Source organism: Paenibacillus sp. FSL R7-0128 (assembly GCF_038002245.1).
Lineage (GTDB): Bacteria > Bacillota > Bacilli > Paenibacillales > Paenibacillaceae > Paenibacillus_AQ > Paenibacillus_AQ silagei.
The window spans coordinates 7,777,476-7,797,156 of the sequence record NZ_JBBOCD010000001.1; the positions used below are offsets into that span (position 1 = coordinate 7,777,476).

At 54.0% G+C, this 19,681-nt stretch carries 21 protein-coding genes; 20 read left to right on the top strand and 1 reads right to left on the bottom strand.

Going from position 1 to position 19,681, the window contains the following annotated elements; all coding sequences use genetic code 11:
• Positions 1-177: 177 nt before the first annotated feature.
• From veg to NST26_RS33505, 7 genes are all read left to right on the top strand, one after another.
• Positions 178-453 (top strand): biofilm formation stimulator Veg, encoded by a 276-nt coding sequence (gene veg / locus NST26_RS33475; RefSeq protein WP_036696386.1) that lies wholly within the window; start codon positions 178-180, stop codon positions 451-453.
• A gap of 226 nt (positions 454-679) precedes the next feature.
• Positions 680-859: a small, acid-soluble spore protein, alpha/beta type gene (locus NST26_RS33480; RefSeq protein ID WP_036723967.1), complete on the top strand. Its 180-nt coding sequence runs from the start codon at positions 680-682 to the stop codon at positions 857-859.
• A 158-nt stretch (positions 860-1,017) separates the two neighbouring features.
• Positions 1,018-1,872, top strand: coding sequence for a 4-(cytidine 5'-diphospho)-2-C-methyl-D-erythritol kinase (ispE, locus tag NST26_RS33485; RefSeq protein WP_036696392.1), 855 nt, complete (start codon positions 1,018-1,020; stop codon positions 1,870-1,872).
• A gap of 165 nt (positions 1,873-2,037) precedes the next feature.
• The gene (gene purR / locus NST26_RS33490) at positions 2,038-2,865 is read left to right on the top strand and encodes a pur operon repressor (RefSeq protein ID WP_036723965.1); all 828 of its coding nucleotides are present in this window, start codon (positions 2,038-2,040) and stop codon (positions 2,863-2,865) included.
• 209 nt (positions 2,866-3,074) lie between these two features.
• Positions 3,075-3,362: a septation regulator SpoVG gene (spoVG, locus tag NST26_RS33495; RefSeq protein WP_036696395.1), complete on the top strand. Its 288-nt coding sequence runs from the start codon at positions 3,075-3,077 to the stop codon at positions 3,360-3,362.
• Between the two features lie 243 nt (positions 3,363-3,605).
• Positions 3,606-5,006, top strand: a complete 1,401-nt coding sequence (gene glmU, locus NST26_RS33500) for a bifunctional UDP-N-acetylglucosamine diphosphorylase/glucosamine-1-phosphate N-acetyltransferase GlmU (protein ID WP_036723963.1) — start codon at positions 3,606-3,608, stop codon at positions 5,004-5,006.
• Positions 5,007-5,114: 108 nt separating this feature from the next.
• Positions 5,115-6,068 (top strand): ribose-phosphate diphosphokinase, encoded by a 954-nt coding sequence (locus NST26_RS33505; protein WP_019914487.1) that lies wholly within the window; start codon positions 5,115-5,117, stop codon positions 6,066-6,068.
• Positions 6,069-6,171: 103 nt separating this feature from the next.
• On the opposite strand, the gene NST26_RS33510 is transcribed toward NST26_RS33505, so the two are convergent.
• Positions 6,172-6,378, bottom strand: a complete 207-nt coding sequence (locus NST26_RS33510; protein ID WP_379254216.1) for a hypothetical protein — start codon at positions 6,376-6,378, stop codon at positions 6,172-6,174.
• An 85-nt stretch (positions 6,379-6,463) separates the two neighbouring features.
• On the opposite strand from NST26_RS33510, the gene pth reads away from it, so the two are divergent.
• From pth to NST26_RS33575, 13 genes are all read left to right on the top strand, one after another.
• Entirely contained in the window at positions 6,464-7,024 is a 561-nt protein-coding gene (pth, locus tag NST26_RS33515) for an aminoacyl-tRNA hydrolase (RefSeq protein WP_076082772.1), read from the top strand.
• Between the two features lie 90 nt (positions 7,025-7,114).
• Positions 7,115-7,345, top strand: coding sequence for an anti-sigma-F factor Fin family protein (locus NST26_RS33520; RefSeq protein ID WP_036696405.1), 231 nt, complete (start codon positions 7,115-7,117; stop codon positions 7,343-7,345).
• Between the two features lie 132 nt (positions 7,346-7,477).
• Positions 7,478-11,002, top strand: a complete 3,525-nt coding sequence (gene mfd, locus NST26_RS33525; RefSeq protein ID WP_340956914.1) for a transcription-repair coupling factor — start codon at positions 7,478-7,480, stop codon at positions 11,000-11,002.
• Positions 10,989-12,038, top strand: coding sequence for a peptidylprolyl isomerase (locus NST26_RS33530; RefSeq protein WP_340945759.1), 1,050 nt, complete (start codon positions 10,989-10,991; stop codon positions 12,036-12,038). Before mfd ends, NST26_RS33530 begins: the two co-directional genes overlap by 14 nt.
• 305 nt (positions 12,039-12,343) lie before the next feature.
• Positions 12,344-12,886: a stage V sporulation protein T gene (gene spoVT / locus NST26_RS33535; RefSeq protein ID WP_036696414.1), complete on the top strand. Its 543-nt coding sequence runs from the start codon at positions 12,344-12,346 to the stop codon at positions 12,884-12,886.
• 207 nt (positions 12,887-13,093) lie between these two features.
• The gene (locus NST26_RS33540) at positions 13,094-14,746 is read left to right on the top strand and encodes a putative polysaccharide biosynthesis protein (protein WP_340980755.1); all 1,653 of its coding nucleotides are present in this window, start codon (positions 13,094-13,096) and stop codon (positions 14,744-14,746) included.
• Positions 14,747-14,824: 78 nt separating this feature from the next.
• Positions 14,825-16,324, top strand: a complete 1,500-nt coding sequence (gene mazG, locus NST26_RS33545) for a nucleoside triphosphate pyrophosphohydrolase (RefSeq protein ID WP_076082784.1) — start codon at positions 14,825-14,827, stop codon at positions 16,322-16,324.
• A gap of 285 nt (positions 16,325-16,609) precedes the next feature.
• Entirely contained in the window at positions 16,610-16,882 is a 273-nt protein-coding gene (locus tag NST26_RS33550) for an HU family DNA-binding protein (RefSeq protein ID WP_076082787.1), read from the top strand.
• Complete coding sequence (locus NST26_RS33555) at positions 16,882-17,160, top strand: RNA-binding S4 domain-containing protein (protein ID WP_036723951.1); 279 nt, start codon at positions 16,882-16,884, stop codon at positions 17,158-17,160. The genes NST26_RS33550 and NST26_RS33555 overlap by 1 nt, the downstream gene beginning before the upstream one ends.
• A gap of 228 nt (positions 17,161-17,388) precedes the next feature.
• Complete coding sequence (gene yabP, locus NST26_RS33560; RefSeq protein ID WP_076082791.1) at positions 17,389-17,673, top strand: sporulation protein YabP; 285 nt, start codon at positions 17,389-17,391, stop codon at positions 17,671-17,673.
• Positions 17,670-18,233 (top strand): spore cortex biosynthesis protein YabQ, encoded by a 564-nt coding sequence (yabQ, locus tag NST26_RS33565; RefSeq protein ID WP_076082795.1) that lies wholly within the window; start codon positions 17,670-17,672, stop codon positions 18,231-18,233. The genes yabP and yabQ overlap by 4 nt, the downstream gene beginning before the upstream one ends.
• Before the next feature lie 30 nt (positions 18,234-18,263).
• Positions 18,264-18,599, top strand: coding sequence for an FtsB family cell division protein (locus NST26_RS33570; protein WP_036723947.1), 336 nt, complete (start codon positions 18,264-18,266; stop codon positions 18,597-18,599).
• 125 nt (positions 18,600-18,724) lie between these two features.
• Positions 18,725-19,225 carry a S1 domain-containing RNA-binding protein gene (locus NST26_RS33575; protein WP_036696437.1) on the top strand — a complete coding sequence of 167 codons (501 nt, stop codon included), beginning with the start codon at positions 18,725-18,727 and terminating at the stop codon, positions 19,223-19,225.
• The last annotated feature ends 456 nt before the right edge of the window (positions 19,226-19,681 follow it).

Below are 19,681 nucleotides of genomic sequence, written 5' to 3' on the forward strand. Positions count from 1 at the left end.
ATGGGTCAGGGAGCAGCCAGTCATTATTACTGATAACAAGGTGCTTAAGTCAGGAATTTCCCCGTCTAAAAAAATTCCGTTGACAACTTTTTTCTCATCATCTATAATTATTTATTTAATTTGACAAGTGGTTATAGAAGTTGTATAATGGACAAGGAAAGAGGTGGTCGTCAGGTAATGGCTAATAACGCGCTGTTAGAAATTAAACGCAGTCTTGAAGCTCACGTCGGTCATAAGATCACGTTGCGGGCTAACGGTGGCCGTCGGAAGACCGTTGAACGCACCGGTGTCCTGGAAGAAACGTACCCTTCTGTATTTATTGTCAAACTCGATCAGGAGCAGCAGACCTTCAAGCGTGTCTCCTATAGCTATGCCGATATACTTACTGAATCTGTGGAAATCACAGTTACCGAAGACGATGGGCAGATGCGGATTATGTATATCAAAGCTTAGCGTCATGACAGTCTCCCTGCGGGGGGGCTGTTTTTTGATAGAATTTTTATGTTTTGGGGTCCCCGCAAAGTACCTGAGTCATCACCTACGCTAAAGCCCCACTTTGTGGGGTTATTTTGCATGTAGGGGGTCTTCCTGAATTATGCTGCATGACACTGGCCTCCCGGCTGCATACTACATAGGCAGTACGTTCATCATAGAGCAGCACACAAGGGAGGCATTCGTAATGAGCCGCAGAAGACGAAGCATGATGTCGGAGGAATTGAAGACGGAGCTGGCCAAGGAGCTTGGGTTCTACGAAACGGTTGAGCAGGAGGGCTGGGGCGGAATCCGGGCAGTCGATGCCGGGAATATGGTGAAACGGGCGATTCAGCTGGCAGAGCAGGCTGCTGCGCGGAAATTGTAAGCGGCTATAGCGGTGTCATGCCGCACCGGGTATCGCCTGCGGGCGGTACCTTTTCTGCTTCCTAGAACCGAATGTATATTTAATGGACTTCACTGTCAGTTTCTCATATAATATGTTAAGTTGTTTTGTACGGGAAAAGCTGAGGGTGGGTGAACGCCTTGAAAATGTATGAGAAGGCACCGGCAAAAATTAATCTGATGCTGGATGTGCTGCATAAGCGGGCTGACGGATTTCATGAAGTGGAAATGATAATGACAATGGTCGATCTGGCGGACCGTCTGGAGCTGTCGGAGCTGAAGCGGGATTCGATTATTATCTCAAGCCAGGCCGGATATATTCCGCTGGATGAGAAGAATCTGGCCTTCCAGGCGGCAAGGCTGATCAAGGACCGGTATAACGTCAGAAGCGGAGTACATATCCATCTGGACAAAAGAATTCCGGTCGCTGCCGGCCTCGCCGGCGGCAGCAGCGATGCCGCGGCTACGCTGCGCGGCCTGAACCGGCTCTGGCGCCTGGGCATCCCGGTGCAGGAGCTGCAGGAGCTGGGCGCTGAGCTGGGCTCAGACGTCCCGTTCTGCGTCACAGGAGGCACTGCCCTGGCTACGGGCAGGGGCGAACGGCTGACCCCAATCGCGAATCCTCCGCAAATGTGGGTCATCCTGGCGAAGCCGCCGATCAATGTATCGACGGCTGAGGTATACGGACGCGTGCGCGCCGGCAACATAGCGGTGCATCCGTCCGCGCTCCGCATGCAGCAGGCTCTGGAGGCCGGTGACTTCTCAGCCGTCTGTGAGGGCCTTGGCAACGTGCTGGAGGATGTGACTCTGAAGCTGCACCCTGAGGTGCAGCAGCTCAAGGAAGCGATGCTGAAGCTGGGGGCGGACGGCGTGCTGATGTCGGGGAGCGGTCCGACCGTATTTGGCCTTGTCTCCAAGCACTCCAAGGTGGCGAGAATCTATAACGGGCTGCGCGGATTCTGCAAGGAAGTCTATGCAGTGCGTTCGCTGAGCTAAGCGGAGCGGGACCATCCTCTGATAACGGAGGCAAAGCGGTTTCCGCTTGTGCAAATCCGTACAATAATGATATTATTCATAGTAATATTCGGTTTTGTATAAAGTGAATTTAAGAATCAAGCATGCATTATTCTTAAATTCAGCTTATAAGGCGAGGAGCATTCCGTGAAAAAACTTAAACGAAGCCAACGGTTAGTTGACATGACCCAATTTTTACTGGAGAAGCCGCATGATCTGCTGCCTCTGTCCACTTTTGCAGAGCGGTACGGTGCGGCGAAGTCATCGGTCAGCGAGGACCTGGCTATTATAAAAGAGGTATTTGAAGGCGAAGGAATGGGCGAGCTGCAGACACTGGCCGGGGCAGCGGGCGGAGTGCGTTATATTCCGCGCATGCCTATGGATATGGCGCTTGCCTTCGTGAACCGTCTGTGCGGGCAGCTTGAGCAGAGCGACCGGATACTGCCCGGCGGTTATCTGTATATGTCGGATCTGCTCGGCCTCCCGTCCCTGATGGAGCAGGCCGGCAAGATCATTGCCACCGCCTTCTACGGCGTGGAGATTGATGTCGTCATGACGGTGGAGACCAAGGGGATTCCGCTGGCGTACGCAACGGCTGCGCAGCTGGGGCTGCCTGTCGTGCTGGTCCGACGTGACCATCAGGTAACGGAGGGCTCGGCTGTAAGCATCAACTATGTGTCGGGCTCCCATAAGAGCATCCATACGATGTCCCTGTCCAGACGGGCACTGCGCGAGAAATCCCGGGTGCTGATTGTCGATGACTTCATGAAGGCGGGCGGCACCGTACGCGGAATGGTCGATCTGTTGGGTGAGTTCAATGCAGAGGTCGCAGGTGTGGGCGTACTCGTAGAGTCCGGCGACGTGGAGAATGAAGAACGCCTGCTGCATGACTACGTGTCGCTGGTGAAGCTGACAGAGGTGGACTCCAAGGTGCGGCGTATTTCGGCGTTTCCGGGCAACTATTTCTCCTCCTGAACGAGGGATACTGCCGGTTCTGAAAAGACGGGCATAATGTCGAAATTATGAGGATTCTTAAGATAACTGCACGAAATCTGTCGAAATCGACGATTCTGCAAAAATAATCTTCTTAATCAGGCATTATTTGGAATGAAAAAGAAGGAATTCGCTTTGCTGTGTGGAATTATACACCAAGTCTCTGATGGAAAAAGGTGGTGAACACACACATGCAAATTACGGATGTCAGACTCCGCCGCGTCAACTCTGAGGGGAGAATGAAAGCAATCGCATCCATTACAATCGATAACGAGTTTGTTGTTCATGACATTCGCGTCATCGACGGGAATAACGGGATGTTTGTTGCAATGCCCAGCAAGCGTACACCTGACGGAGAATTCCGCGATATCGCACACCCGATTTCTTCGGGAACGCGCGAGAAGATTCAATCTGCGGTTCTGGCCGAGTACGAACGTGCCGCTACGGAAGAAGAGGAAGTTATTGAAGAGGGAGCTTAAGCGGTGAACCGCTGACTCTCTGAGAGTTGCTGCCTCCCCAGGGCGGCAATAGGCCATACCGTTTTATATGTTTCGGGGTCCCCGCAGAGTACCTGGGTCAGCCTCGGAGCCAAAGCCCCACATTGTGGGGGGATTTTATTGGGGTTCGAAGAAAAGGGAACCATGCCTGCATGGTTCTCTTTTCTTTTTGCCCGGAATGAGATATATTCAGTAGTGAGTTCAAGAAGTGGGAGGTTGGCATTCTTGAAAAGAATGGCTGTTGTACTTGCTGCAGGCCAAGGCAAGCGCATGAAATCTAAATTATACAAGGTACTGCACCCTGTCTGCGGTAAACCGATGGTAGGGCACGTGCTTGATACAGTGAAGGCGACCGGATGCCAGCATAATGTAGTTGTTGTAGGCCACGGCGCCGAGAAGGTGAAGGCATACTTAGGCGAGAATGCCGAATATGTGCTGCAGGATGTCCAGCTTGGAACCGGCCATGCCGTCAAGCAGGCCAAGGATCTTCTGGGCAGCGAAGAAGGAACCACCATTGTCATCTGCGGAGATACGCCGCTTGTCATGAGCGAGACACTCGAAGGCATGATGGCGCTGCATGAAGCGCAGAATGCTGCTGCAACTGTCCTTACTGCTGTTATGGAGCAGCCTGCCGGATATGGACGGATTATCCGCGGCGAAGACGGCGGAGTGCTGAAGATTGTGGAACAGAAGGATTGCACAGAGAGTGAAGCTGCGGTTAACGAGATTAATACAGGGACGTATTGTTTTGATAACGCGAAGCTCTTTGCTGCTCTCGAGAAGGTTACGAATACCAACAACCAGCAGGAATATTATTTGACGGATGTTATCGGCATACTCCGGGCGCAGGGCGATATCGTTCTGGGCTATCAGGCCCATGATGCAGCAGAGTCCATTGGTGTGAATGACCGACTGGCGTTGTCTGAAGCCGAAGGCTATATGCGTCAGCGCATCAACCGGGGGCATATGCTCGGCGGAGTCACTATCATCGATCCGGCTTCAACCTACATCGGAGCAGATGTTGTCATTGGAGCAGATACGGTGCTGTATCCGGGCACGGTACTCAAGGGCAAGACAGTGATCGGCGAAGATTGTGTGATTGGTCCGGCAAGTGAAATTGAAGACTGCGTGATTATGGACGGAGCGGCTGTGAAGCATTCCGTGCTGAATCAGGCTCAGGTCGGCACACGGGCTTCCGTTGGGCCTTTTGCGTATTTACGTCCCGGCACCGTTCTAGGTGAGGGTGTTAAGGTCGGCGACTTCGTAGAGATCAAGAATGCTACAATCGGCGACGGCTCCAAGGTATCTCATTTAAGCTATGTCGGTGATGCTGAGGTCGGTAAGAATGTCAATATCGGCTGCGGCGCCATCACCGTTAATTATGACGGATATAATAAGTTCAGAACCGAGATTGGCGATGATGCCTTTATCGGCAGCAACGTGAACCTTGTTGCTCCGGTTACAGTGGGCAAGGGCGCATTCATTGTCGCCGGTTCCACTATTACGCGTCCGGTTTCGGAGAACGATCTGGCGATTGCCAGAGCAAGGCAGGAGAATAAGCCGGGTTATGCAGAGAAGATCCGCTCCCGGGCCAAGGCGAAGAAAGACCAGCATAGTCCATCGTAAAGCGTGTAAGCAGAAAGCAGCTGTAGGCTTAGAGCGCCGGACGGACTTCTTGCACATCCGCGCCGGTGCTTTGGCCAGTTAAATTCCGTCACGGAGGGTTTATATTTTATGACTTATTGTGATTCCAAACTCAAGATTTTCACCTGCAACTCCAATCCTAAGCTGGCCAGCCAGATTGCTGATTATATCGGCATTCCGATGGGCGAGTCCCATACGACCAGCTTCAGTGACGGAGAGATTCAGGTTAAGCTGTCGGAGAGTGTCCGGGGCTGTCATGTCTATATCGTACAGTCCACCTGCGGACCGGTGAACGACAATCTGATGGAGCTTCTGGTGATGGTAGATGCGCTTAAGCGTGCCTCCGCGAAGAGCATCAATGTCGTGATTCCTTACTACGGGTATGCCCGTCAAGACCGTAAGGCCCGTTCCCGTGATCCGATTACGGCCAAGCTGGTAGCGAACCTGATTGAGAAGGCGGGTGCACATCGCGTCATTACTATGGACCTTCATGCGATGCAGATTCAAGGCTTCTTCGACATTCCTGTGGATCATCTGCTGGGTGTTCCGATTCTGGCTCAATATTTCCGTTCGAAGCAAATTCAGAACCCGGTGGTCGTCTCTCCTGACCATGGGGGCGTGGTGCGTGCCAGAAAGCTGGCTGACTTCCTTAACGCTCCGCTGGCGATTATCGACAAGCGCCGTCCTGAACCGAACGTCAGTGAGGTTATGAACATTATCGGTAATATTGAAGGCAAAACGGCGATCCTGATCGATGATATCATCGATACGGCAGGAACGATCGTTCTTGGAGCCAATGCCCTGATGGAAGGCGGCGTGAAAGAAGTCTACGCCTGCTGTACGCATCCTGTATTATCCGGTCCGGCGCATGAACGTCTGGAAAACTCTCCGATCAAAGAAATTATCGTGACGGATACCATTCCAATTCGCAGCAGCAACCCGACCTCCAAGCTCAAGGTACTGTCCGTAGCCCCGCTTATGGGTGAAGCTATCATTCGCGTGCATGAAGAGCTGTCGATCAGTAAGCTGTTCGAAATCGAATAGGCCGCAGGCAGATCAGCAGAAAAAGGGTTACACCTTTCGTCAAGCGGAAGGTGTAACCCTTATCGGCGTGATGCAGCGGCAGGGACTTAGGCTCGTATAAGCTTCAATATCCCGGACGGGAGATGAAGGTGAAGAGGCTGCGGTTGTACAGCGTACCCTGCAGCTCTACGAAGCCTTCGTCAACCGCTGTAATCACACCGATGTCTACGTGCGCGTTCCCCCTATAGACTTCAACAGGCACAGCATATTGAATATGGTACTGGAAATGGCGCTGCAGTGTTAAGATATCGCCCTGATGTGGCATGTTCATCACCTGTCTCCGGAGTATAAACTTATTGTACCAAAAACGGAACTCTTCTGCTGAGAGTACCGGGCGGAAAGGAAAAACCTTAAATATGAAATGGATTGTTGGACTCGGGAATCCCGGAACGCAATACGCGAAGACCAAGCATAATGTCGGCTTCATGGCCCTCGATGAGCTTGCGTCCAGACACGGAATTGCCTTTAACCAGAATAAATGCAAATCGGTAATCGGTGAAGGGATGATCGGCGGTGTGAAGACGGTGCTGATCAAGCCGATGACCTTCATGAATCTGTCCGGGGAAGCGGTACGGGCTTATATGGATTATTATAAGGTCCAGCTGGAAGATATGATTGTGGTCTATGATGACCTGGATACGGAGCTGGGTAAGATCAGGCTGCGTTATCAGGGCAGTGCCGGCGGGCACAATGGCATCAAGTCCATCATTCAGCACACGGGCACCCAGAGCTTTAACCGGGTGCGGATGGGCATATCCCGTCCGGAGCCGGGTTTTGCTATAGTTGACTACGTACTATCTACCTTCGCCAAGAAGGATGGAGCAAGGCTTGAGAGCATGATAAGTGATACTTGCGATGCTGTGGAATTCAGCCTGCAGCATACCTTTGAACAGACCATGGCCAAATTTAACGGATGAAATACAAGGCATAGGGTTCAGGGCCCTGCGGCTAAAGCCCTCCCGGGCGGGGCATACTGAAGGTATATACTACCTTCAGGAGGCATATAGATGGCAATACACTATGTATGCAGGCACTGCCGGACGTTCTTGGGAAGCATTGGCAGAAGCGATATTACAGAGATGCAGCTGGGGCTGCAATCCTTGACCCCTGCGGAGCGCAGAGATATAATAGCGTATGATTCAGAAGGCGAGATTACGGTGAAGGTGACCTGCGATTACTGCAAGCAGGCGCTGGATAACAACCCCGAGCTCAGCCTGCTGGCCAGTCCGCTTCAGTAAGGTGGAAGCGCCTGTCTCTATCGTCATCCGCAAGCCTTGGCCTTATCCGCTGAGGCTTGTTTTCGATTCCAATTATAATAGGTGACAGCGGCATTGCCGCTGTCAGCCTGTTTAGTAAGAGAGGTGCACCTGTTGTTACAAGGTCTTATAGAAGCTTTTTCCAAGGATACTGATTTCCAGTCTGTCACCCGTGGCATCGCAGCAGGGATGAAGGAACAGCTTATCTCCGGTCTGTCCGGCTCGGCCAGACAAATCATGCTGGCTGCCCTGCATGAGGAGACGCAGCGTCCGCTCTTGGTTGTGACCCATAATATGTTCTCAGCCCAGAAGATGGCTGATGATTTGCAGGAAGCGCTTTCCCCGGAGCGGGTGCTGCTCTATCCGGCCAATGAGCTGGTGGCGGCTGAGGCCGCTGTCTCAAGCCCGGAGACGCTGGCTCAGCGGATTGATGTACTGACGCGCTGCGCCCAGGGCTTCCGGGGAATTGTAGTTGTTCCCTACTCCGGCGTTCGGAGGCTGCTCCCCGCTCCGCATGTCATGGCTGAAGCCCAGCTTACGGTTTCGCAGGACGGAACCTTGCCACTGGATGACTTCCTCATGTCCATGATTGAGATGGGCTATGAGCGGGTGGAGCGGGTAGAGAACCGCGGTGAGCTTAGTGTACGCGGCGGTATTATCGACTTCTATCCCATGACCTCTCCACTGGCTTACCGGGTGGAGCTGTTTGATGATGAAGTAGACTCCATCCGTACCTTCGACCCTATGGATCAGCGCTCCATCGATAAGGTCCGCAGTGTGAAGATTACACCGGCCAAGGAGATTATATTCGATCAGCTCCGCCAGGATGCGGCTTCTACCGCTGCGTCTGCAATGCTGGAGCGGCAGCTTGAGAAGATGAGTGACCGTCAGGCCAAGCTGCGTCTGCGTGAGGAGATGGGCCGGGAGCTGGAGATGCTGCGGCAGGGTACCTATTTCCCGGAAGTCTATAAATATATCAGTCTGCTCTACCCTGAACGTATTCATCTGTATGATTATATGGCCCAGGATACCTTGCTTGTCCTGGATGAGCCGGCCAGACTTCTGGAGACCGCCAAGCAGCTGGAGCGGGATGAGTCGGAATGGAATCTGCACTTGCTGCAGAACGGCAAGACGCTGCCTGAGCTGCAGCTCTCTGTCGACAGCGAGGTTATTATGTACCAGCGTCCGTTCCAGAGCCTGTTTATGTCGATATTTCTGCGTCAGGTTCCACATATTCAGCCACAGAATATCTTAGGCTTCATCAGCCGCGGAATGCAGGACTTCCATGGCCAGATGAATGTGCTGAAATCCGAGATGGAGCGTTGGCACAAGTCCGGCGTGAAGGTGATCATGCTGGCGAACGGCGAGGAGCGGATGGAGCGTATCCGCCGGGTACTGGATGACTATGGCATTGAGGAGCCGACGATCCTGCAGGGCAACCTGGGCTCCGGCTTCGAGCTTCCTTCGATTCATCTCGCAGTGATCACTGAGGGTGAGATGTTCTCGCAGAAGCAGCGCAAGGCGCGGAAGGTCTCGAAGGGTATTGATAATGCCGAACGGATTAAGAGCTATACCGAGCTGAAGATCGGGGATTATGTGGTTCACCAGAATCACGGGATCGGTAAATATATGGGCATCGGGACGCTTGAGGTCAGCGGTATTCACCGCGACTATATGCACATCCTCTATGCAGGAGGCGACAAGCTCTCTGTTCCGATTGAACAGATTGACCTGATTCAGAAATATGTCGGCTCGGAAGATAAGGAGCCGAAGGTCTATAAGCTGGGCGGCAATGAATGGACCCGGGTTACCAGCAAGGTGCGGAGCTCGGTTCAGGATATCGCCGATGATCTGATCAAGCTGTACGCAGAGCGCCAGAGCGCACTTGGCTATGGCTTCGAGAAGGATACGCAGGAGCAACGCGAATTCGAAGAGATGTTCCCTTATGAGGAGACCCGTGACCAGCTGCGGGCGATCGAAGAGATCAAGAAGGATATGGAGCAGAACCGTCCGATGGACCGGCTGCTCTGCGGCGATGTAGGCTATGGCAAGACAGAGGTGGCGATCCGGGCTGCTTTTAAATCTGCTATAGAGGGCAAGCAGGTGGCTGTGCTCGTGCCGACGACGATTCTGGCGCAGCAGCACTACGAGACCTTCCGTGAGCGCTTCGCCAATTATCCGCTGAATATTCAGGTATTGAGCCGGTTCCGCAGCCGCAAGGAGCAGAATGAGACGATCAAGGGAGTACGCCAGGGGACAGTGGATGTTATTATCGGCACACACCGGCTGCTGTCACAGGATCTGGTCTTCAAGGACCTCGGCCTTCTGATTGTCGATGAAGAGCAGCGTTTCGGCGTGACCCACAAGGAGAAGCTGAAGCGGCTGAAGACCAATGTCGATGTATTGACTCTGACAGCCACACCGATTCCCCGCACGCTGCATATGTCGATGCTCGGGGTGCGCGACTTGTCAGTTATTGAGACACCACCGGAGAACCGCTTTCCCGTACAGACGTATGTGGTGGAGCATAGCCAGACGCTGACCCGGGAAGCAGTGGAGCGCGAGCTGGCCCGTGGCGGGCAGGTCTACTATCTGTACAACCGTGTACAGGGGATTCAGGAAATGGCGGCGCAGATCTCCATGCTGGTGCCGGAGGCAAGAGTGGGTATCGGGCATGGCCAGATGTCGGAATCGGAGCTTGAGAAGACGATTCTCGACTTCCTGGACGGAGAGTATGATGTGCTGGTCAGCACCAGTATTATAGAGACCGGTGTCGATATTCCTAATGTAAATACACTGATTGTTCATGATGCTGACAAAATGGGCCTGTCCCAGCTCTATCAGCTGCGCGGACGCGTCGGCCGTTCCAACCGGATTGCTTATGCCTACTTCACCTACCAGCGCGATAAAGTGCTGACAGAGGTGGCTGAGAAGCGCCTGCAGTCCATCAAGGAATTCACCGAGCTCGGGTCAGGCTTCAAAATTGCTATGCGCGATCTCTCCATCCGGGGAGCAGGCAATCTGCTGGGGGCGGAGCAGCACGGCTTCATTGCCTCGGTCGGCTTCGACCTGTATTCGCAAATGCTGGCGGAGGAAATCCGCAAACGCAAGGTGAGTGTGCTTGGCGAGGAGGATACTTCGCTGAAGCAGGGGAATACGGTCATTGATTTGTCGATTGACGCGTATCTTCCTTCCGAGTATATTTACGACAGTATCCAAAAAATAGAAATCTATAAAAAGGTTGCTGCTGTGGCTTCCTTCGAAGATGCCTCCGAGCTTGAGGATGAGCTGCTGGACCGGTTCGGCGAATTGCCGGAAGCCGTTATTAATCTGCTCTCTGTGGCCCGGTTGAAGGTGTATGGCAAGCTGTACGGCATGGAATCCATGGTCCGGCGCGGGGATGATGCCCTGCTTAATTTCCACGAGGGCAGCCTGGGGGCGTTTGATACGGCAAAGCTCGCCAAAGTTGGTAATAGCTTCGAAAGGCGTGTACAATTTGATAAGGATGCCAAGGCAACGATCCGGATCAAAGCGAAGGATTTAGGTGACAAGGAGCTGCTGGATGTGCTGGAGCAATTCCTCGCGGCAGCCAAACAGTCTTTAAAATCGAAGGGAGAATTACACAATGTCGTTAAATAAAAAATCCTGGAAGGTACTGGTGGTCTCGCTGACCGCAGCCCTGTCCTTCTCCATGCTTGCTGCCTGCAGCAATAAAAGTGATGATACTGCGGTGGCGACGTATAAGGGCGGCACCATTACCCAGAAGGAATTCAATCTGGATACCCGCGTAATGAAATTCCTGTCCCCCGAGCAGGCGCAGTATCTGGAGATTGATATGTTCAAGGAGTCCATCCTGAAGCAGGAGGTCGCGTTCGAATACTTGGCGGACAAGGCCACGGATGAAGCGAAGAAGGCTGCGGAGAAAGAAGTCGATACTCAGATCGGCTCTATCAAGACTGCGCTGGGCGATAAGTACAAGAGCACGCTGAAGGAACAGGATCTGAGCGAGTCGGACCTGCGTTCCTATATGCAGCGCGTACTTACCGTATATCAGGACATGCTGCTGAAATTAACGGACGAGCAGGTCAAGACCCATTATGAAGCCACCAAGGCTGATTATAGTGTGGCTACTCTGCGCCATGTCCTGGTTGGCCTGACCGATAGCGCCGGCAAAGAGCGGACGGATGCCGATGCGCTGAAGCGCGCCCAGGAAGTGAAGGCGAAGCTGGATGGCGGGGCGGACTTTGCAGCCGTGGCCAAGGAATACTCGGATGATACCGGCACGAAGGAAACCGGCGGTGAATACAAGGACAAGGCACTGGTAGATTATGTAGCAGAGTTCAAGGCTGCGGCCCACTCTCTTCCGCTGAATACGATCAGTGAGCCGGTCAAGACTACCTACGGATATCACATTATCAAGGTGGAAGCCCGCAAGGACACTACCTTCGATACGCTGACTGCCGACCAGCTGAAGGCTGTGAAGAACTCTGCCGCTTCTGCCAGCCTGGAGACCTTCCTGGAGAAGGAACTGGACAGTCTGGAGATTAAAATCAATCTGCCGAAGAGCTCAGCTGCTGCAGGCAGCGCGGGAGCCACAGCTACACCGGCTCCGGCTGCGGGCAGTGACACGCCAGCCGCTACAGATACACCGGCTGCTACAGAAGCCGCTAAATAAATTTAGGCTGGACAAGCCGCCTGATGCGCCATGCATCCGGGCGGTTTTTTTTGCCACAATAGAACAAAATGGGGAAAATACTGCGGCGGTATAGAAATGACTATTTGTGATCATAACTGGAATGATGCCGGGCCGGGGCGTTCTCATTCTCCATGAACAATTATATGCGGGCTGAGGGATGTATAAGGAACTGGGAAGAGATGAATACTATGGTCAGATATTACGATAAATCACCGGGATTAACCATTCCCATAATGGACAGTAGTTGGACCATACTTCTTAAGGAAAGCGGGGCAACATTTGAAATGAAAGCTACTGGTATTGTAAGACGTATTGATGACCTCGGACGAGTTGTTATCCCCAAAGAGATCAGACGCACCTTACGGATTCGTGAGGGCGATCCTCTGGAAATTTTTGTTGACCGCGATGGTGAGGTTATATTGAAAAAATATTCACCGATTGGTGAATTGGGCGATTTCGCCAAGGAATATGCAGAGTCGCTGTATGAAGGAACAGGGCATATTACCATGATTACGGACCGGGACACGTTCATCGCGCTCGCCGGCGGCTCCAAGAAGGATTATCTGGAGAAGCAAGTGGGTGTGCTGCTGGAAAAGGTAATGGAAAGCCGTAAAACGATGCTTGAGAATAATGCAGGCAGCTATGACATCAGCAAGGACCACACGGAGCTGTTATCCACGTATGTGGCAGCGCCTATTATCTCCGGAGGAGATCCCATCGGCTGCGTAGTGCTGCTGAATAAGGATGATTCGGTCAAGATGGCCCAGATGGAAGTGAAAATGGCGGAGACAGCCGCAGCCTTCCTGGGCAAGCAAATGGAGCAGTAATCAGCTGGTGCTGGAGAGTCCCGCTTTTCCTTAGGTTATTATGACCGTAGGGAATGGCGGGTTTTTGCTGTGAATCGGCAAGCTAAGGAATAGACGCATGGTCATTTACACTTCTACTCTTAGATAAGTTATAATATAGAAATTCATTTGCTTAGGTTAAAGTAAGCTCTATATTATGGCAGTTATGGCTGTAGAAGCAGGTAAACGATGACATCCAATTCGCAAGGCTCGAAGCTGCTGCAGGGCGCTTTTATTCTTAGCGCGGCAGCTATTTTCTCGAAACTGATCGGTACGCTTCAGAAGATACCGCTGCAGAATCTGGGCGGTGACGCCGCGTTCGGTATCTACAATACGGTCTATCCGCTGTATACCATTCTGGTTACGGTGGCGATGCTCGGGCTGCCTGCCGCCATCTCGCGGTTCGTGGCCGAGGCTTCGGCGGCACAGGAAGCGCAGAGGGGGCGGCGGGTCCTGTTGCTATCCGCCGGAATTACAGCGGCCAGCGGCCTTCTGCTCGGCATTCTGGTCTACGCCGGGGCTCCGCTCATTGCGGTATGGGTCGGCAGCTCCCATATAGTCCCGGCGCTGCGCAGCAGTGCCTGGGGGCTGGCGGTGGTGCCGCTGATGGCGGCGCTGCGCGGCTACTTCCAGGGACTGCATAATATGATGCCGACCGCCGTGTCGCAGGTGGTCGAGCAGTCGGTACGCGTGGCGGTCATGATCGCGCTTCTGCTGTATCTGACGGGCGCTGGCGCAGATGCGGCAGGAATTGCTGCCGGTGCGATGCTGGGTCCAGCCGGGGGCGGGATCGCCGGTCTCGGCGTGATGCTGCTGTATTGGCGCAGCCACCGCCGGGGCTTGCAGGATAGGCTGCCTCAAGCTCCGCTTCAGAACAGAACGGCATCGGCCGTACGAAGGGATAAGCAGGGCATTCCTGCCCGCGAGCTGTTAGCCTATGGCCTCCCGGTGATGCTTGGTGCGCTGGCTGTTCCGTTAATCGGACTGGTCGATGTCTTCACAGTTCCCCGTTTGCTGGCGGGGACCGGGAGCAGCGAGACGGCGGCGATGGCCCAGTTCGGCATCTATAACCGCGGGCTGCCGCTCGTGCAGATCGTAACGATGCTGGCGACCTCGCTCTCGGTCGTCTTCATCCCGGCACTGGCCGAAGCGAAGTACCAGCGGGATGAGGCCTTGATCCGCACGCGCATCACGCTGTCGCTGCGCTGGTTCTGGCTCCTCGGGCTGGCCGCCTCCGTAGGCCTGGCCGTGCTTGCAGAGCCGGTGAACACGGCTCTGTACGGGGACGCCGCCGGCAGCGGCGCGATGACCTGGCTGGCCTTCACCGCCGCGGGCGGCACGGTCAGCATCATCTCCGCCGCGCTGCTGCAAGGCCTGGGCGCCGTGCGCGCGCCGGCGCTGACCCTGCTGGCCGCCGCTGCGCTTAAGGCGGCCCTCAACCTGCTGCTCGTCCCGCAGCAGGGCATTACCGGTGCGGCCATCGCTGGCGTGGCCGCACATCTCTTCGCAGCAGCGCTGAACGTGCTGCTGCTCTACCGGCAGGGACATCTGCGGCTGCGCGCCGCAGATGTTCTGCTGAAGCCCGCGGCGCTGCTCGCGGGCCTGGGGCTGGCCGCCGCGGCCGTGAGCCACGGCGCAGCCAGGGCGGCAGACGCCGCCGGCTTCGGCGGCGGGCGGACCGCGGCCCTGGCGCAGAGCCTGCTCGGCGTGCTCGCAGGCTGCGCCGTCTTCGCACTCGGCGCAGTGGCGCTGCGGCTGCTCAGCGAGAGCGAGCTGCGCCAGCTTCCGGGCTTCGGCCCGCGCTTAGCGGACAAGCTGAAGAAGCTGCGCCTGTTCCCATAAGGCGCAGCTCAATAGATACATAGCGCAGCCGCCTTTCGCGAATAGCAGCAGGCGGCTGCCTGGAAGGAGTAGACTGGCATGAGCGCAACATTAACGATCGTCGGCCTGGGCTCCGGGAACCCGGACCGGCTGACGCTGGGCATTATCAAGAAGCTGAAGGCGGCCTCGGCCGTATACGTGCGGACCGCAGAGCATCCTGTCATGGCTGCACTGGCGGAGATGGAGATAGCCTGGGAGTCCTTCGACGGGCTGTATGAGTCGCTGTCGTCCTTCCCTGAGGTCTATGAAGCCATTACGGCAACGCTGATCGAGAAGGCTGCGGCCGCTCCGCAGGGCACGGAGATCGTCTATGCCGTGCCGGGGCATCCCATGGTGGCCGAATCCGCCGTCTCCCTGCTGCGCGGGCGCTGCCCGGAGGCGGGCATTGAGCTGAATATCCTCGGCGGCGAGAGCTTCCTGGATGAAGCGTTTGTCCGACTGGGCTTTGATCCGATTGAAGGCTTCCAGCTGCTGGATGCCTCCGGTATCCGCAGCTCCCAGCTTCACCCGGAGCTGCACACCCTGATCGGGCAGGTCTATGACAGCTTCACCGCGTCTGAGACCAAGCTTTGCCTGATGGAGCTGTACCCGCCCGAGTATGAGGTCATTGCCGCACATGCGCTTGGCGTGGAGGGCGAGGAGCAGATTCTCCGGGTGCCGCTGTACGAGCTGGACCGGCAGGACGGCTATGGTAACCTGTCGCTGGTGTATGTTCCGGCGAACCGTGCGGATGAAGCGCGTAACCGCACCTTTGCCCGGCTGCATGAGATTGTCGATATTCTGCGGAGCCCCGAGGGCTGTCCTTGGGACCGTGAGCAGACGCATGAATCCTTGCGCAAAAATCTGATCGAAGAGACCTATGAGGTGCTGGAGACGATTGACGAGGATGATCCGGACCATATGAGGGAAGAGCTGGGCGACCTGCTGCTCCAGATTATGCTGCACTCCCAGATGGAAGAGGAGCTGGGAACCTTCAGTGTCTACGATGTCATTGAGGGGCTGAATGAGAAGCTGCTGTTCCGCCACCCGCATGTCTTCGGCGATCAGGCGGCGGGCAATGCCGAGGAGGCGCTGCAGAACTGGGAAGGGATGAAGGCCGAGGAGAAGCGGCGCAAAGGCGTGAAGCCCGAAGCCCTGTCCGCACTCAGCGGGGTTCCGAGGGATCTGCCGGCTCTGATGAAGGCGTATAAGCTGCAGAAGAAGGCGTCCCGCGTCGGCTTCGACTGGGATAACACCAGTGATGTGCTGGCCAAGATCCGCGAGGAGGTTGACGAGCTTCAGGAAGCGATTGAGACGGGACAGTCCGCCGGGGAGCAGATGCTGGAGCTGGGCGACCTGCTGTTCGCAGCCACCAATGTGGCCCGCTTCATCGGAGCCGATCCGGAAGAAGCGCTGACCCGCACCAACCGCAAGTTCGTAGCCCGCTTCGAGTATATTGAGCAGCGTCTGCGGGATCGGGGGGTCCGGCTGGAGGACAGCCCGCTGGAAGAGATGGAGGCCCTCTGGCAGGAAGCCAAGGCAGAAGAGCGGAAGCAATAGATTTTAGAATTATAGTCTTCGGCGTATATCCCGCGCGTTTCACGGCAATGCTGTGACTATTGGCGCGAATCTCTGATTTAAAATGCATTGAGAGGTTTATAATGTTATAGTGCTATAACCCCCATATCCTACGCAAGATGTTACTTTTTCAAAAAAAACGGCGGATCGTGGCAGGAATTGAGGGCGGAATCCAGAATATCATAAAGACGAAATGACGATTTGCCGTGATTTTCCGGTAAACCTGATTTTCATTTATTTTTTGTATCCTAGGAGGAACTTCAAATTATGAACAAGACAGATCTGGTAAACAACATTTCCGAGAAAAGCGGACTATCCAAAAAAGACGTAGAAACCGTACTTAACGGAATGCTGGGCGAAATTACAGAAGCTCTCGCAAGCGGAGATAAAGTACAGCTGATCGGCTTCGGTACTTTTGAAACGCGCAAACGTTCCGGCCGCACCGGCCGTAACCCGCAATCGGGCACACCTATCGAAATTCCTGAATCCACAGTGCCGGCCTTCAAGGCAGGCAACAAGCTCAAAGAAGCCGTTAACTAATGCGTCTGGACAAGTTCCTGAAGGTCTCCCGTCTGATCAAGCGCCGCACCGTGGCCAAGGATGTGTCCGAACAGGGCCGGGTGTTGATCAATGGACGGGAGTCCAAACCGAGCAGCACGGTGAAGATCGGTGACGAGATTACCGTGCAGTTCGGCCAAAAGCTTGTGACGGTCAAAGTGGAAAAGCTGGTGGAAACCACCCGCAAGGACGAGGCCGCCGGAATGTATACCCTGCTCCGTGAAGAGCCGGTTGCCAAAAGCACGGGACTCGACTGGTAGCAAATGATTGCAGCATAAGGTTAAGAGGTATTCCTGAAGCCGGAAGACGGCGGAGCGGGATGCCTCTTTTTTAAAAGATAAGAATTTATATGTTTTGGGGTCCCCGCAAAGTACCTGAGTCATCATCTAAGCTAAAGCCCCACTTTGTGGGGTTATTTTGTTGTTTTCACCTGTTCTATACCCTGTCCTTCCTTCATAGATTAGAACCAAGAAGGAGGGGTACATGCTATGATGGAGCCAACTAAAGTCAACAAACAGCATGATCTGCACATGCGCAGCCGTAAGCAGATTGAGCTGACAGGTGTGCAGAATGTGGAGAGCTTTGACAACGAGGAGTTTCTGCTAAGTACAGAGCTCGGCCAATTGACCATTCGGGGGACTCATTTACATATCAAGAATTTAAGTCTGGAGAATGGAATGCTGTCCCTTGAAGGCAATGTTCATTCCCTGATTTATCTGGACCCCGGGGCGCAAGGCAAAAATAAAGGGATTCTCCGCAAGCTGTTTAAATGAATCCCTCCGTTCAATGGATCACCCTGCTCTATATGATTCTGTCCGGCATTGCCATGGGACTGGCCTATGACAGCTACCGGGTGCTGTCGCAGAAGCTGAGATTTCCCAATTGGCTGAATGCGCTGCTGGATTTGCTGTATTGGATAGGGGCTGCCCTGCTGGTCTTTCGCATGCTTTATGCCGGAAACCAGGGACAATTGAGGTTTTATGTCGTTCTTGGCCTCTTTCTAGGTGTATGGATCTATTTTTTGATCTTCAGTATTACAGTGCAGCGTTTTGTGGTAAGGTTAATTCAGTCAGTTCAGTATGTATGCAGGATGCTATGGCGGTTCATTACCATAGTCATCGGAGGTCCGATTCTCTGGCTGTGGCGCCTGGTTAAGGGAATAGTACTGCTGCTCGGCCGGGTCCTTCTTTATATTTTTAAGCTGCTGCTGCGTCTAACCAAGCCAATCTGGGTACTTCCTGTAAGGTGGGCCTCTCCGTATGCATCCCGGTTCGTTCATAGCGCCCGGATCGTGAGGATCACCGAGTGGATATCAGGGTGGCGGAAGCGCTGACCTTGAACCCTGGAACTGGAGGTAAGCTGAATGAACAGATTCTCTGCGGAAGAGAAGAATACGAATCAGAGTGCTTCGGCCGCAGGCGCGAAGAGAAGAAAGTTTATATGGATTCTTGTGATGGCTGTTTTCTTCGGCTGGGCCGGATTCACTTTCTTTGCCCAGAGCGCAGTAATCGCCGACAAAAGCGAACAGCTCGCCCGTAAGAAAGAGAACAGTGAGAGTGTAACAGCCACGATGAATCAATTGAAATATGAGGTCTCGCGGCTGAATGACGATGAGTATATCGGACAATTAGCGCGTAAATGGTACAATATGTATCCTGCAGGGGAATCCCCTATCCGTACCGAGCAATCCGGGCAATAAAAGCAGGCGAAAAGAGGCTTACGCTGTGTTGCCTTGCTTTGCTCTTTACTGTATAATCAAATCACCGCAGACAGGATGGACATTATATTCGTCTGTATATTTTTAAGGGAGGATCATTTTATTCTATGGCAATTGAAGTGGGCACCAAGTTAGAGGGCAAGGTGACAGGCATCACGCATTTCGGAGCATTTGTGGATCTGTCAGGAGGTGTCACAGGTCTCGTTCACATCTCGGAGATCGCCGATAACTACGTCAAGGATGTTAACGATCATTTGAAGATTGCGGATGTAGTAACCGTTAAGGTGATCAATGTTGACAAGGACGGCAAGATCGGACTTTCCATTAAGCAAGCCGTTGATAAGCCGGCATCGGAAGTACGTCCCCCCAGAGCTCCAAGACCTGAACGTCCAAGCGGTGGAGACCGTTTCGGCGGTGGTGGCGGCAGTGGCGGAGGCGGCGGTGGATTCAATCGTGAACGGGGTGGGCGTCCATTCAAGCCTGCAGCCGGTAAACCTTCATTCGAGGATAAAATGTCACGCTTCCTGAAAGACAGCGAAGAACGGATATCTTCGATCAAGAAGAACACAGAAGGAAAGCGCGGCGGCCGTGGAGCCAAGCGCGTATAATCTGAGTCTTGCACATCATAAATAACCGCAGGGGTGTTGCGCCCCTCGCGGTTTTTTTGTGTTTGTGCCCGCAGGCCGAATGTAGGCCAAAAACCGAACACCATCGGCAGCTTGGAGGCGCGTGAACCAAATGTAATCGGAAAACCGACTACAATCGGCAACGTGGAGGCGTACGGACCAAATGTAATCGGAAAACCGACTACAATCGGCAGCATGGAGGCGCGTGAACCAAATGTAATCGGAAAACCGATTACAATCGGCAATGGAGAGGTGTACGGAGCAAATGTAATCGGAAAACCGACTACAACTTGCTTGCAACGCAGAGTATGAGCAGCCCAGCCCGCCCCAGCTCTATACCGCGCGCCCAAGCTCCCGGCTATTTTTGTCGGGCTTTGAACAAATTGCCGACAGCATCTATGCCATTCTCACATAACTCTAGGGCAATCGCTGACGAAT